We start from the raw sequence: 14214 nt of genomic DNA on the forward strand, positions 1-14214 counted from the left end.
CGGACTTGTGGGTGACGTAGAGTTCTTCTTCGCACGCGTCCGGATGCACGTCCGGAACGTTCCGGCTTCGAGGAGGTCACCCGTGAGCAAGAAGTCGAAGGGCAAGGCGAAGAAGAAGGCGAAGGGTCACGGCCACTCGACCGCTCCGTCGCGGCCGGCCTCGTCCAGCTCGGACGAACCCGACTCCACGCGTCCGCTGATGAAGAACAAGGAATACCGCTCGGAGTTGAAGGGCCTGCACGCGGAACTCGTGGCCATGCAGGAATGGGTGCGCTCGACCGGGGCCAAGATCTGCATCGTCTTCGAGGGGCGTGACACGGCGGGCAAGGGCGGCGTCATCAAGGCGATCACCGAGCGGGTGAGCCCGCGGGTCTTCCGGGTGGTGGCGCTGCCCACACCGACAGACCGCGAGAAGTCGCAGATGTTCATGCAGCGCTACGTCCCCCACCTGCCCGCCGCCGGTGAGGTGGTGATCTTCGACCGGAGTTGGTACAACCGTGCCGGTGTGGAGCGAGTGATGGGCTTCTGCACCGAGGAGCAGTCGCTGCAGTTTCTCTCCGACACGCCCGAGTTCGAGCGCGCGATGGTGCGCTCGGGCATCATCCTGATCAAGTACTGGCTCGAAGTCAGTGAGGAGCAGCAGACCGAGCGGCTGGAGAGCCGGATCAACGACCCGCGCAAGTACTGGAAGCTCTCGCCGATGGACGTGAAGTCCTACGAGCGCTGGGACGACTACACCCGTGCCCGCGACGACATGTTCCGCTACACAGACACCGGTTGGGCGCCGTGGTATGTGGCGAACACCGACGACAAGAAGCGTGGACGACTGAACATCATCACCCACTTGCTCGACCAGGTGCCCTACACGCCGCTCGCAGCGCCCGACATCGACCTGCCCAAACGCAAGCCGAGCGACGTCGAGAGTCCGGTTCTGCCGGTGACGAGGGTTCCCGCTCGGTATTGAGACGGTCTCAGCGGGATGAATGCCGAGTGAACAGGCCATTTGGGCCGAGCGTGACGCGGGGTGAGGTCACTAGCCTTGTCCTATGGAGCCAACGAACGAGGACGAGGTGCGTCAGATCGGCGAGGTACAGGACCGGCTGATCGATGCGCACTCGGAACGCGAACCCGAGGAAGTCGTCACGGCCGTCCAGGGTGCCTACCGCCACTTCGACGGCATCAGAGTGCGGGATTTTGTCCCGCTTCTCGTCGAGCGCCGCGCGAACCGCGAATTGGACCGCGCCGGCTGATCAGCGCGGGACCACCGCCGGCGGCACGTAGGTGTTGGTCGCCGCGCTCGAACCCGGGATCACGCCGTACAGCCGCAGCATCACGTTGAACGGGCGGAACCCCACCGGCAGCCAGTTGGCCGCAGGTACCCCTGGCGGCTTGACGCGCGCGATGTGGATCGAGATGGAACCGTCGCGGTTGCGCACCAGTCCCGGTGTGTAGCCGGCCACCAGGTACTTGTCGGCGGCATTGGGAATCAGCTCGATCGAGTTCGGTGTGTAGGCCGTCAACGACCAGAACCGCGACGCCTGCGGGATCGCTCGTGCCGGGAAGGTGAGAACATATCCGCCCGGCCGGCTGCCGTCGAGCGGGGCGCCATTCCGGTCGAGGAATGCGTGGTAGTAGGCGGCCGTCGCGATTCCGTTGCCGAACTGGATGAATTCGTTGAGCGACGAACGGTCGAGGACGTTGTCACCCCACTTGCCGATGTTGGTGAAATGAATCCACTTGTTCCGGTCTCGGTGTCCGAGGTAGTTGCCGATGATCGCGGCGTGAGCCGCACGTGCGCCCGACGAGACCGCAGGCCATACGGCAGGGTCGGAGCCGCCGGCGAACACACGGTTGAAAGCGGCGGCCAGGGCTCGCTGCTTGGGGGCGAGTGGCGGAACCCGCGAGGTGTTGCCGACGGCTCGCTGCGTCTGGCGCACGAACTCGACGGGTGCGGTGTTGATCAGGCTGTCGGCCATGGTCTTGACCGGTAAGGCGAACTCGGCGACCGAACGGACCGCTGTGGCGCCTCCCTGAGGGTTGCCGCGCCAGGCGCTGATCGTCTGCATCTTGAGCCCTGCTCGGAACGTGCGGGCCTGCGCGGTCAGATCCCGGTTGTTGCTGAACCGATCGGCTCGGAAGATCAGGATCATGAACGGATGCGGCAGACGCACCATCGTGGCGCCTGCCGGCACACCGCCACGGTGATTGGGGGCGACCAGGGCGTAGAGGGTCGTCGGCGTATTGACCCCGGCCGCCTTGGACGGGATCGCGACGGGATAGGTGTTGCCGTATGGATCAAGCAGCAGGACCGAGTAGCTCACCGGTGTGCGGGGAACTGTGACCATCACCGCCCCGCCGGAGGTGTCCACCGGGGAGCTGGCATACAGGGTGTCATTGTTGATGGCGACCACACCCTGATAGAGCGGTGTGACGGTGTCGGGGCCGATCAGGCGGTTGTGGGGCGCGACGTCGAACTGGAGCTGGGTCAACCACAGTGGATAGAACGTCTCCACATAGCGCTTGGTCAGTGACTCGATGCCGGCGGCATGTGCCGGCGCGGAGACCGAGACGAATGACATGAGCACCATGGCGATCACCGATGTCAACGCCCAGAGGGTTCTTCGCACAACGGGTTTCCGGTGAGGCGCGACGTTGGTTTGCGTTGCTGACGAACTCGTGTTCGCGTGCACGGTGACCCTTTCGGTACCCCTGATGGACAGCTACGAGGGTAGGCGCCCGACCGGCATTTCACAGGAGTTTCTCAGGATTTGTCCGAATTGACCTCACTTGGATGACGGTGTGGGACCCGTCGGCAGGTGAGCGGGCCTGGTGTACGCGACAGCGTCTGGCGCCGTGTCTGTTTCACTCAATGGAGTTCTCAAGGGGCAGATGCGGTCCCGGGCGGTGGTCGCATCTGCTGGTCGAGTAGCCGCGGACGAAGTGAGTCGCGTATCGAGACCTGGGTCGCCGGTGATCTCAATACGGTCCTTCGCCTGTCGGCTCGGAACCTACTCGATCAGCAGAGGGGCCGCTGTTCAACGATTTCGAACTCCAAACGGATGTTCGGAGTCAAGGGGTGTGTTGAGGAGAGTGAGACATCTTGTTGGGACGTGAGGTTCGGGTTCATTGAGGCAGAATTGGTTGTGGGAGAGTGGATCTCGATACGTCTCCTCGCTGCCGCTCGTCGACTACTCGATCAGCGGAAGGGGTCCTCGCTGCGGCTCGTCGACTACTCGATCAGCGGAAGGGGTCCTCGCTGCGGCTCGTCGACTACTCGATCAGCGGAAGGGGTCCTCGCTGCGGCTCGTCGACTACTCGATCAGCGGAAGGGGTCCTCGCTGCGGCTCGTCGACTACTCGATCAGCGGAAGGGGTCCTCGCTGCGGCTCGTCGACTACTCGATCAGCGGAAGGGGTCCTCGCTGCGGCTCGTCGACTACTCGATCAGCGGAAGGGGTCCTCGCTGCGGCTCGTCGACTACTCGATCAGCGGAAGGGGTCCTCGCTGCGGCTCGTCGACTACTCGATCAGCGGAAGGGGTCCTCGCTGCCGCTCGTCGACTACTCGATCAGCGGAAGGGGTCCTCGCTGCCGCTCGTCGACTACTCGATCAGCGAGAGGGGGTCTGCTCGATCATCGGCGGGTGTCTCGTCGCTACCGCTCGTCTACTCGATCAGCACGGGGAGCCCCTCGCACGGATACTGATGCCTTTGGTCTCTATACCCGCCGTGCAGGTGGGTGTGTCATCGATTCATGCGTGGGTGGCAGGTCCTCGTGGCCGGAGTCGGACTGGGGTGGTTCGCCGCGAACCGTCTCGGCCATTCGTTCGGCGCGACCGTCGCGGAGCAGACGGTGCCGCTGCCCGGCGATGACCTCATCGCGACGCCGCAGTGCGTCTGCACACATGCGACCACCATCGCCGCAGCGCCGGTTCAGGTGTGGCCGTGGCTGGTTCAGATGGGCTGGCATCGAGGCGGTTGGTACACCTCTCGTTGGGTCGACCGGCTGTTGTTCCCGGCGAACCGCGCGAGTGCCGAGACGATCATGCCGGAACTGCAGGACCTTCGGGTGGGTGATTTCGTGCCCGATGGATCGCCTGAGACCCGCTGCGGGTTCACGGTCATACAGTTGCGGCCGGGTGCTGCCCTCGTCCTGAGGTCCAACTCGCACCTGCCGTTGAGCTGGCGGACAACCGGCATGGCACGGCTCGATTGGACGTGGGCTTTTGTGCTCACGCCGGTCGGCGGCGGGTCGCGCACTCGGCTCGTCTTCCGATGGCGCGCATCCATGCAGCCATGGTGGCTGCGTGTCCTGTGTGAAACGCTCGTGGTCCCCGCCGATCTCATCATGTCGCGGGACATGATGCGGGGTGTCGCCGCACGGGCCTCTCGCTCGCCCGACCCGGTCGGCCCGCCCGACCCGCCCTAGCGACAGTCAGTCGGGACTTCCCAAGCTCTCCTTGATCTTTGCGATGGCGAAGCCCCAGCCCTGTGAGACGGTCGGCCGCGGTGGTATCGAGATCTCGTTGGGATTGGTGTGAATGTCCAGCAGCACCGGGCCGTCGTCCGCCAGGCCTGCCGCGACAGCCTCGGCGACCGCGCCGGGATCCGTCACCAAACGGGACTTCAGCCCGAGCGCGGCTGCCACCGCCGAGAGATCCGGATTGTCGAGTTCGGTGCCGAACTCGGGCAGGCCGCTCTGCTCCTGCTCGAGCTTCACCATGCCGAGCCGATGATTGTTGAACACGATGAACGTGGCCGGGAGCTGATAGGTCACCGCGGTCCGTAGATCCCCGAGAAGCATCATCAGGCCACCATCGCCGCAGAAGGCAACCACCTGCCGGGACCGGTCGAGAGCCGCAGCGCCCAGCGCCTGTGGCATCGCGTTGGCCATCGAACCCAGATTGAACGAGCCCAACAGCCTTCGATCGCCACGCATCTCGACGAACCGTGACAGCCACACCGTCGACATCCCGGTGTCGGTGGTGAAGATCGCGTCGTCGTCGGCGGCCGCATCGACCGCTGCGGCGACGACCTCGGGGCGGATCAGGTCGTCGCGGTTGTCGATGTGCTTGCGGATCCTTCCGCCCACCGTGCTGCTGTCGTGATCGGGGTCGACGAGCCGACGTTGCGCGGAGTTCCAGAGCTCGTACTCCTTGCGATGACGGTCCAGGTGCGTGGTGTCGGCATTAGGTTTGAGAAGTGGAAGAAGTTGTGCCAAAGTCTCTTTGGCGTCACCCACCAGGCCCTGCCGCACCGTCAGGCGCCGCCCGATGTGTTCGGCACGATCGTCGAGTTGGATCACCGCCTTGTCGTGCGGAAGCCAGTCGCGGTACGGGAAGTCGGTGCCCACCAGAAGGAGGGTGTCAGCCTGATGTAACGCGAGATGCGCGGCCGGATTGCCGATCAGCCCGCTCTGCCCGACCTGGAAGGGGTTGTCGGCCTCGAGCCCCTCCTTGGCCTTCAGTGTGAGAACCATCGGGGCGCTCAGTGTCTCGGCCACCCCGAGTACTTCGGCTCGGGCGCTGCGGGCGCCCTGACCGACGAGCATGGTGACCTTCTCCGCCGCGTCGAGGATCTTGGCCGCTGCCGTGACATCGGCTGCCGACGCCACCGTGCAGCGGTCCGGGGCGATGAACCGGGTCTCGCTCTCGGGCACGTCGAGGTCGCCGACGTCGCCGGGGATCGTGAGCACCGCGACGCCGCGTCGCGCGAGTGCGGCATTCACCGCCTGCTCGAGGAGATACGGCATCTGGGACCCCGCGGTCACGGTGGCCTGATACACCGAGACGTCGGCGAACACGGCGTGATTGTCGACCTCCTGGAAGAAGTTGCTGCCCACTTCCGATGTCGGCACCTGACCGCAAATCGCCAGCACCGGTGCATGTGACTTCTTCGCGTCGTAGAGGCCGTTGATGAGATGCAGTGAGCCGGGACCGACGGTGCCCATGCACACGCCGAGGGTGTCGGTGAGCTGGGCCTGCGCGCCGGCAGCAAAGGCCGCTGCCTCCTCGTGTCGGACCCCGATCCACTCCATCCGATCCTCGGTGCGAATGGCGTCGGTGATGGGGTTCAGGGCATCTCCCACGACACCCCACACCTGTCGGACGCCGAGGTCGGCGAGTGCGGAGACGATGGTCTCGGCGACTGTGGTCATCTGGTTCCCTTCGATCGTGGTGATTCGAATCAGTTGTTCATGGCCAGGCCCGCGGGCGCGAACGAGTCGGGATCGGCCCGGACCCAGTCGGATAGCCAGGATTGTGGTGTCTCGGAGAGCAATTGGCCGGTCTCGAGCCATTCGTGGATTTCGGCGTAGGTGCGCTGCTCGGTGGCCGAGATCCGTTTGCGCAGTAGATGAGGCGACAGTTGCGACACGTCGGTGATGCCCATCGACGCCATCAGTCGCATCGCCTGTTCCACCGTCGATTTCTGATAGCGGTACGCGCGTTCGCTCTTGTCGGCGACGTCGAGTGCCCGCGCCCGCCTCGGATCCTGGGTGGCCACGCCGACCGGGCAATGGTTGGTGTGACAGCGTTGTGACTGGATACAGCCGACTGCCATCATCATCGCGCGGGCGGCGTTCGTGTAGTCGGCGCCCTGGATCAATCGTTTGACGATGTCGTTGCCGGAGGCCACCTTTCCGCTGGCGCCGATGCGGATTCGGTCACGGAGCCCGGTGCCCACGAGCGTGTTGTGCATCGTCATCAGGCCGTCGGTGAGGGGCAGGCCGACGTGGTCCTCGTACTCCAATGGTGCTGCGGCGGTTCCGCCCTCGGCGCCGTCGACGATGATGAAGTCCGGGGTGACGTTCTCGGCGAGCATCGCCTTGCAGATGGCGAGGACATCCACCCGCGAACCGAGACACAGCTTGATGCCGACCGGCTTGCCGTCGCTGAGCTCCCGTAGTCGGGCGATGAACGCGATCAGTTCCCGGGGCGTCGAGAACTCCGAATGCCCGGGCGGGCTCACACACTTCTCGCCCGCGGGTACACCGCGATACCGGGCGATCTCCTCGCTGACCTTTGCTGCGGGCAGCACACCGCCGATGCCCGGTTTGGCCCCTTGGCTCAGTTTGACCGAGATGCACTTGACCTGATCGTGCGCGGCCTTGTCGGCGAACTGATGCGGATCGAAATGCCCGTCGTCGGTGCGTGTGCCGAAGTAGCCCGACCCGATCTCCCAGACGACGTCGGCACCGCCGAGGTGATACGGAGTGAGTCCGCCCTCGCCGGTGTCGTGCGCGAACCCACCTTTACGGGCTCCGTTGTTCAATGCGCGCAACGCATTCGCCGACAATGCCCCAAAGCTCATCGACGATACGTTCAACAGGGCCATGTCGTACGGTTGGGTGCAGTCGGGCCCACCGACGCGGACCCGGAATGGTTCGTCGGGCGGATCGAGTGGCGCGGTCGAGTGCACGAGATATTCGTAACCGTCGACGTCGATGTCGCGTTCGGTACCGAAGGACAACTCGGCCGCGGTGCCCTTGGCGCGTTCATAGATCAGCGAACGTACATCGCGGTCGTAGGGCCGTCCGTCGAAGTTCCGTTCGATGAAGTACTGCTGCAGCTCGGGCCGCACCGCTTCCAGGAGGTAGCGCATGTGCCCGAGGATCGGGTAGTTCCGTAGCACCGAATGTCGTCGTTGGAGAAGGTCGTAGACGCCGGTCGCGGCAAGCGGGGTCAGGATGACCGCCGCGATGATCCAGCCCCAGGGGCCGAGCACGGCCGCGACTATCGATAAGACAGCCAGGACCGCGAGCAGGAACACCCCGGCTATCCGGAACACCGCGTAGAGCATCGCATACCTCCTTCTCGCGACAACTCGGACATCAGTTGTCACCGGGATGAGCTGTTACCCAGACGACGCATGGAGTCGTCTGGTCGAACGGCAGGAGGCGGCCTCGGTGTCGAGTCTACTCAGTCGCGGTGAGCGAGGATGTGGATGTGTGTGTCCGACGTGCGGGGCATCGCAAGCGTGAACGGTTGGTTAGAAAGGTTCACAAAGGATTTGGGTGATTCTCGATTGACCGCATCGGTGGTCACATTGGGATTACACTGTCGGAAAAGCCCGATTACGTGGTTGCTGTGTGGCGTCACGGATCCGCTCACGCGGCCTTCGAGGGGAGTGTCAGATGACCACGAGACGGCAGCTCGCGGGATGCCTCGCGGTGGTGGCGCTGAGCTTAGTCGGCGCCGGGTGTTCGGTGTCGGTCGGCGGCAGTGACTCGAACGGTCTGAGTGCCGAGCAGTTGCAGAGCAAACTCTCCGACGAGGCCGCTGCCAAGACCGGCGACCCGATCGACTCGATCCAATGCACCAGTGGAGTCGACGCGGAGGTCGGCGATGCCACCACCTGCAAGGTCACCGAGAAAGGCGTGGTCGCGACCTGGGACGTCAAGGTGACAGAGGTCGATGACGGGAACGACACCATCAACTTCTCGTGGACCGTGCAGGACGGCTCGCAGCGGTTGCTGGCCGATTCGATCGTCGGGTCGATCGGCGACAGTTTCGCCCAGCAGACCGGCTACACGCTGAGCGCGGTGGAGTGTCCACAGCAGGAGATAGCGGCGCAACCGGGGACCAGCGTGACCTGTCAGGTCACCACCGCTGAGGGACAGACGGGTCCGCTCCGCCTGTACATGAAGGGCGCAGACGGGATGACCGTGAACTACTCCTGGGATCTGCCCGCCGGAGAGTCGTGAGGCGACATCGTGGGGGCGTACCCACGATCGTCAGGGGTGCCATGGTCGACGATCGGTAGGCCGGCTCGGTAGACATCGCACACCCGGCCGTCCTCCACGATCACCCAGTCGGCGCGGCAGCCCGGTGCAAGATCGCCGGCGCCATCCACGCCGACGGCGCGTGCCGGCGTCGTGGACGTCATCGCCGACGCCGCGAGCAGTGCCGCATCGAGAGGGCCGGGAAATGCGGCCAGCGCGCGCTCGAACAACAATCCCATGGTCGCGGTGCTGCCGGCGATGGCGCCGGTCTCGCGCACCCTCGCGACCCCGTCGGTCACCTCCACCTCCAGAATCCCCAGCCGGTAGGAACCGTCGGTCATCCCGGCCGCCGACATCGCGTCGGTGACGAGCGCAACCCGCCGAGCGCCCACGTCTGCGACCACATGGGTGAGCAGCCCCTGATGAAGATGCACCCCGTCGCCGACCATCTCGACCGTGACCCGCTCGTCCTCGAGCAACGCCAGCACCGGGCCGGGTTCCCGATGATGAAGCGGGCGCATCGCATTGAACAGATGCGTACCGACGCGTGCCCCGGCGCCGATCGCCGCCCGGGTCTGCATGTAGGTCGCTTCGGTGTGTCCCACCGCGACCACCACACCGGCATCGGCGAACCGTTCGATCGCATCGAGCGCACCGTCGAGCTCCGGAGCGATCGTCACCATCGAGATCGCGCCGTCGGCCACCTGCAGCAGCCTATCGATCTCGGTCGGGTCGGGGTTCCGCAGCACAGTGGGATCATGTGCGCCGCAGCGTGAATGGCTCAACCACGGGCCCTCGAGATGAATGCCGGCGACGATGCCGTCGGCGACGAGTGGCCGCAGGCCGCGCACCTGGGCGAGCAGCTGGTCCGGTCCGGCGCTGACGAGGCTGGCCATGGTCGTGGTGGTGCCGTGCGAGCGATGGAACGCCGCCGCGTCGCGCGCGCCGGCGGCGTCACCGTCGGTGTAGTCGGCGCCACCGCCGCCGTGGACGTGCATGTCGACAAAGCCCGGAACGACTGTCGCGGTAAGAAAATTCAGATCCGCAGGACGCGGTGGTGTGCCCTCGCCGACGTCGACGACGCGGCCGTTCCGGCTGGTGAACCAGCCGGGTCGCAGGACTCGGCCGCCGCTGACGATCGCCGACGCCGTGACGAGAAGTGTCGCGGCACTCTCGGTGGGCCGCGTCACAGCGTCTCCGTGACCTTCCGAAGCCCGCGCGGGGTGTCGGGATCACCGCCGCGTGCGATCGCCAGGTGGAGTGACAGTTGTTGCAGCGGGATGATCTCCAGCATCGGCGAGAGCGCGTCGGGCAGTGCGTCGGGAAGCTCGATGCCTCCGGTCAGGTGGGCGATCCGTTCGGCCGACCCCACGCCGAAGACGTCGGCGTCCCGTTCGGCGAGCCGCTCGAGGACCGGCACCATCGCATCTCCGCCCGCCCCGGCCGGCACCACCGCCAGTACCGGAACCTGCGGGTCCACGGTGGCCAGTGGACCATGGAGCAGATCGGCGCCCGAGAACGCCTGTGCGGAAAGGTAAGACGTCTCCATGAGCTTCAATGCCGCCTCGCGCGCGGTCGGGTAGGAGTAGCCGCGTCCGGTGGTGATGAGGCGCTGCGCGAAGCGATAGCGCTGGGCCACCGCGCGGACCCGATCGTCGGCTTCCAGGATCTGCTCTCCGAGGTCCGGAAGTGGTGCCGCCGCGGAGCCGTCGCCGCCCGCGATGCCGTCCATCAACAGATAGAGCGAGAGCAACTCGGCCGTGTACGACTTGGTGGCCGCCACCGATTTCTCCGGCCCGGCAAAAACATTGATGTGCAGTTCGGCGGCATCCGACAGCGGCGACGACTCATTGTTGGTGACCGCGAGGGTCAGGGCGCCCTGTGCCCGGGCGACGTCGACCGACTGGACCAGATCCGGGGATCCGCCCGACTGGCTCACGGCGATGTACAACACGTCGCGCAGGTCGGGGCGGGCGCCGTACACGGTCATCGTCGACGGTGAGACCAGGCCGGCCGGTATCTGATGGATGATCTCCACCAGGTATTTGGCGTACAGCGCCGCGTGGTCGCTGGTGCCGCGGGCCACGAATTGTACGAATCGTGGTCGACGGGAGCTGATCTGGGCGGCGATCTCGGCGATGGGGGCACGGCCCTCGGCCAACAGTTGCCGCCATCGTGTCGGTTGTTCGGCGATCTCCGCCGCCATCAGGCGGCCCGGTGCGGTGTCCTGGCTCGTGGTCATGAGTGTTTCCTCGAGGTTGTCGTAAATGATCAGGTCGGTGGTCATGAGTCCTCACGCGGTTGGTCGGGTGGTCGGGGACAGTCGGCGAGCAATCGGGTCGCGAGCTCTACCGCACCACCGACCGGGTCGATGTCCAGAACTCGAGTCTGTGTCAGACCACGTTGTGCGAGTTCGGAAGCGACCGCCGCAGCGAGCAGCGGTTGGTTCACCGCCTGTCCGCCCGCGATCACGACGGGGCCGGTGAGATCGAGACGTGCCGAGACCTGGGCGGCCAACCCGGCGAGTGCCGCGGCGGCGTCGGCGACGATGCTGTGGCTGGTGGGATCTCCCGCCTTGGCCAGTTCGAACACCACCCGGCCCCGCCCGGCCCAGTAGCGCCGATCCGTCTGGGTGTAGAAGTGATTCAGCAACTCGGTGGCGTCGGGGAGGCCGCAGTCGGCGGCCAGGAGCTGACCCAGCTGGCCGGGGGCCGCGCCGCTGTCGGCGCACGCCAATGTCCGGCGCACGGCCTCGCGGGCCACCCAGTAACCGCTGCCCTCATCGCCGAGCAGGTATCCCCACCCGCCGGCGCGGGCCGTGCGCGAACCGTTGCGCCCCCACGCAACCGACCCCGTGCCCGAGATCAGTGCGATGCCGTTCTCCACACCGGCGGCCGCGAGGATCAGCTGACTGTCGTGCACGATCTGTACCCGGGCGCAGGGCAGACGGTCGGTGATCAGGTCGTGCAGTCGACGGACCGTCGCGGGGGTGTCGACACCGGCTGCCCCGGCGCACACGGCCCGGACATCCTGGTTCCCGCCGAGCCTCTCGATGGCGAGATCGAGCTGGTGGCCGGCCTCGGCGTCGCCCACCGAGGACACGTTGGCGCTGCCGACCACCGCCTCGCGCATGATCGTCCCGTCCACCGCCCGAACCGCGTGGGTCTTGGAGCCGCCGATGTCGAAGGCGATGATCGCCGTGCCGTTCGCCCCTGATCGGGTCATCGCGGATCACCAACCGGTTCGGAGACCGAGCCATCAGTCGGCCATTGTCCGCCGTTCTGCCAATAGTGCTGGATGTCCTCGAGCTTACGACCCTTCGTCTCCGGCGCGAGGGCGTAGACGAAGACCAGGCCGACGAGCGCGAAGGCGCCGAAGATGGCAAATGTTCCGGCGCCGCCGATCAGGTTGATGAGCGACAGCGTGAAGGCCGCGACGATCGCGTTGGCGACCAGATCGGAGGTCAGCATCATCGAGGAACCGTACGAGCGGAGTCGAGCGGGGAAGGCCTCTCCGGCATACACCCAGACCAGGGCGCCGAAACCGAAGGAGAAGCCCATCGTGAACACGATGAGTCCGCCGAACCCGAGGACGTGTGCGGCCGCACCGTTCCCGTGCAGCGGGCCGTAGGTGACGATCAGCATGACGGTGGCGACCACCATGGCCGCGATGCCACCGAGCAGGATGGGGCGCCGACCCATCCGGTCGACGGTGAACAGTGAGGTGATGACCGCCGCGAGGCCTGCGATCTGGACGAACGCCGGCATCATGAGGGTGCCGAAATCGCCGCTGAAGCCCATGTCCTCGAACAGTTTCGGGCTGTAGTAGACGACGGCGTTGATGCCGGTGATCTGGATCAGGAATCCCAGGCCGACGACGAAGACCGTTGCGCGCATCCAGGGTTTGCGGAACATCTCCGAGAGCCGGCCACCCGTTTCGTCGGCGAGAGCCGCGCGCATCTCACCGATCTCGAGGTCGATGTCGGCATCCGGCTCGATGCCGCGGAGCGCATCGCGAGCCTCGTCGAACCTGCCGCGCGACACGTACCAGCGCGGTGTGTCGGGCATCCGCAGGATCAGCAGCGTGACGAGCAGGGCAGGGATGGCCGCCAGACCCAGCATCCAGCGCCAGGCCGACGCCCCGGCCAAGAAGTAGCCGACGACGTAGCCGGCGATGATGCCGACGATCGTGGCGACCTGGTAGGCGACCAGCATCGCTCCGCGCCGGTGTGGAGCCGCGGACTCGGCGACGAAGACCGGCACGATCACGACCGAGAGTCCGATCGTGACGCCGAGGAGCAAGCGCGCGGTGAGCAGGGCGCCGTTGGTGGGTGCCAGTGCACTGAGCAGGGCGAACAGACAGTAGGTGGCGGCGACCGCGACCATCGACCATTTGCGGCCGATCCTGTTCGCGACCCAGCCGGCGGCGATGGCCCCGATGATCTCGCCGATCACCACCACTGTCGCGAGGGCTTGTTTCCCGCCGTCGCCGAGCCCGAAGTCCTCGGCGATGAAGTTCAGCGCAGCACCGATGTTGCTGCTGTCGTAGCCGTAGATGACGCCGACACTCGCGGCGGCGGCGCCGACGAGTGCGCCGGAGGTCGACCTGCGACTCATCACACTCATAGTCGTCATTGGTACTCCCGTTCTCGTGGCAATTGGTATACACCAATTTGTGTGACGGGGACAACATTGGCATATACCAATTGCGTTCGTCAATGGGTAGGGTCGAATTCCGTGTCCGCCACATCCGCACAGTCGTCAGCCGCGCAGCCGCAGCGCACGCCATCGGGGCCGCGATACTTCCAGGTCAAGATGGCCGTCAAGGAGCGCATCACCAGCCTGGGTCCGGGAGCGTCCCTGCCTCCGGAGCGAAAACTGGCTGCCGAGTTGGGGACGTCGCGCACCACGTTGCGCAAGGCGCTGGCCGAGCTCTCGGCCGAAGGGGTCCTGAGCAGTACGCAGGGGAGCGGCAACTTCATCGAGGCGCCGAAGCCGGTCCTGATGCGACAGCTCACCTCGTTCAGCGATGACCTGCAGGCCATGGGTATGTCAGTGGAATCCCGGGTGCTCGCGGCCACCAACGCCCCAGCAGACGCCGAGACCGCCTCGCATCTGGCCATCGACATCGGCGCGCCCGTTCTCATCCTCACCCGGCTGCGCATCGTCGGCGGAGAGCCGCTCGCGCTGGAGACCGCCCACCTGCCGGGCGATCTCACCGGACTGGCGGACCGCGTGGATGCGAACGGATCGCTGTACGCGACGCTGCGGGACGAGTTCGGGATCGCGATCAGCGACGTCGAGGACTGCGTGCAGACCGCGTTGGCGGCGCCCGAGCAGGCCGGACACCTGAACGTGCCGATCAGTGCCCCGTTGCTGCTGATCGATCGGTGCTCGCGCGACGCAGCGGGACGGATCGTCGAATGGACGCGGTCCCACTATCGCGGCGACCGGGTACGGTTCGTCGCTCGCGGCAAACTCTGACACAGCACAGGTTT

Annotated in this window: 11 protein-coding genes and 1 pseudogene; 5 read left to right on the plus strand and 7 right to left on the minus strand. The window is 66.0% G+C overall.

All coding sequences use genetic code 11. The annotated features are described in order from the left end of the window. Positions 1 to 196: 196 nt before the first annotated feature. Positions 197 to 964: a polyphosphate kinase 2 gene (gene ppk2, locus AC4AMJ_RS27770; protein ID WP_489901076.1), complete on the plus strand. Its 768-nt coding sequence runs from the start codon at positions 197 to 199 to the stop codon at positions 962 to 964. Between the two features lie 163 nt (positions 965 to 1127). After that, positions 1128 to 1250 (plus strand): annotated as a pseudogene (locus tag AC4AMJ_RS27775) (three-helix bundle dimerization domain-containing protein); the annotation flags it as partial. Here the strand turns inward: AC4AMJ_RS27775 and AC4AMJ_RS27780 are convergent. Beyond that, positions 1251 to 2597 carry a DUF1214 domain-containing protein gene (locus tag AC4AMJ_RS27780; protein WP_489901075.1) on the minus strand — a complete coding sequence of 449 codons (1347 nt, stop codon included), beginning with the start codon at positions 2595 to 2597 and terminating at the stop codon, positions 1251 to 1253. It lies immediately after the preceding pseudogene. Between the two features lie 1152 nt (positions 2598 to 3749). Between AC4AMJ_RS27780 and AC4AMJ_RS27785 the strand changes: the two genes are divergently transcribed. Further along, positions 3750 to 4424 carry a hypothetical protein gene (locus AC4AMJ_RS27785; RefSeq protein WP_489916153.1) on the plus strand — a complete coding sequence of 225 codons (675 nt, stop codon included), beginning with the start codon at positions 3750 to 3752 and terminating at the stop codon, positions 4422 to 4424. A 6-nt stretch (positions 4425 to 4430) separates the two neighbouring features. On the opposite strand, the gene AC4AMJ_RS27790 is transcribed toward AC4AMJ_RS27785, so the two are convergent. Continuing rightward, positions 4431 to 6152: a thiamine pyrophosphate-dependent enzyme gene (locus AC4AMJ_RS27790; RefSeq protein ID WP_489916155.1), complete on the minus strand. Its 1722-nt coding sequence runs from the start codon at positions 6150 to 6152 to the stop codon at positions 4431 to 4433. Between the two features lie 29 nt (positions 6153 to 6181). Then, positions 6182 to 7795, minus strand: coding sequence for an FMN-binding glutamate synthase family protein (locus AC4AMJ_RS27795; protein WP_489897878.1), 1614 nt, complete (start codon positions 7793 to 7795; stop codon positions 6182 to 6184). 334 nt (positions 7796 to 8129) lie between these two features. Here AC4AMJ_RS27795 and AC4AMJ_RS27800 point away from each other — a divergent pair, with 334 nt between their 5' ends. After that, the gene (locus tag AC4AMJ_RS27800; RefSeq protein WP_489916157.1) at positions 8130 to 8699 is read left to right on the plus strand and encodes a DUF4333 domain-containing protein; all 570 of its coding nucleotides are present in this window, start codon (positions 8130 to 8132) and stop codon (positions 8697 to 8699) included. On the opposite strand, the gene AC4AMJ_RS27805 is transcribed toward AC4AMJ_RS27800, so the two are convergent. The 4 genes from AC4AMJ_RS27805 to AC4AMJ_RS27820 all read right to left on the minus strand — a co-directional run bounded on the left by AC4AMJ_RS27805 (position 8666) and on the right by AC4AMJ_RS27820 (position 13333). Continuing rightward, a complete protein-coding gene (locus tag AC4AMJ_RS27805) occupies positions 8666 to 9907 on the minus strand; it encodes an N-acetylglucosamine-6-phosphate deacetylase (protein ID WP_489916159.1) in 1242 nt (413 codons plus the stop codon). The genes AC4AMJ_RS27800 and AC4AMJ_RS27805 overlap by 34 nt on opposite strands. Beyond that, positions 9904 to 10923 carry an SIS domain-containing protein gene (locus AC4AMJ_RS27810; protein ID WP_489918533.1) on the minus strand — a complete coding sequence of 340 codons (1020 nt, stop codon included), beginning with the start codon at positions 10921 to 10923 and terminating at the stop codon, positions 9904 to 9906. Before AC4AMJ_RS27810 ends, AC4AMJ_RS27805 begins: the two co-directional genes overlap by 4 nt. A 77-nt stretch (positions 10924 to 11000) precedes the next feature. After that, on the minus strand, positions 11001 to 11942 hold the full coding sequence (locus tag AC4AMJ_RS27815; protein ID WP_489916161.1) for an N-acetylglucosamine kinase: 942 nt from the start codon (positions 11940 to 11942) through the stop codon (positions 11001 to 11003). Further along, positions 11939 to 13333, minus strand: a complete 1395-nt coding sequence (locus tag AC4AMJ_RS27820; protein WP_489916163.1) for a sugar porter family MFS transporter — start codon at positions 13331 to 13333, stop codon at positions 11939 to 11941. The genes AC4AMJ_RS27815 and AC4AMJ_RS27820 overlap by 4 nt, the downstream gene beginning before the upstream one ends. A gap of 198 nt (positions 13334 to 13531) precedes the next feature. On the opposite strand from AC4AMJ_RS27820, the gene AC4AMJ_RS27825 reads away from it, so the two are divergent. Next, positions 13532 to 14200: a GntR family transcriptional regulator gene (locus AC4AMJ_RS27825; RefSeq protein WP_489918534.1), complete on the plus strand. Its 669-nt coding sequence runs from the start codon at positions 13532 to 13534 to the stop codon at positions 14198 to 14200. The last annotated feature ends 14 nt before the right edge of the window (positions 14201 to 14214 follow it).

The organism is Gordonia sp. LMA484 (genome assembly GCF_058129505.1).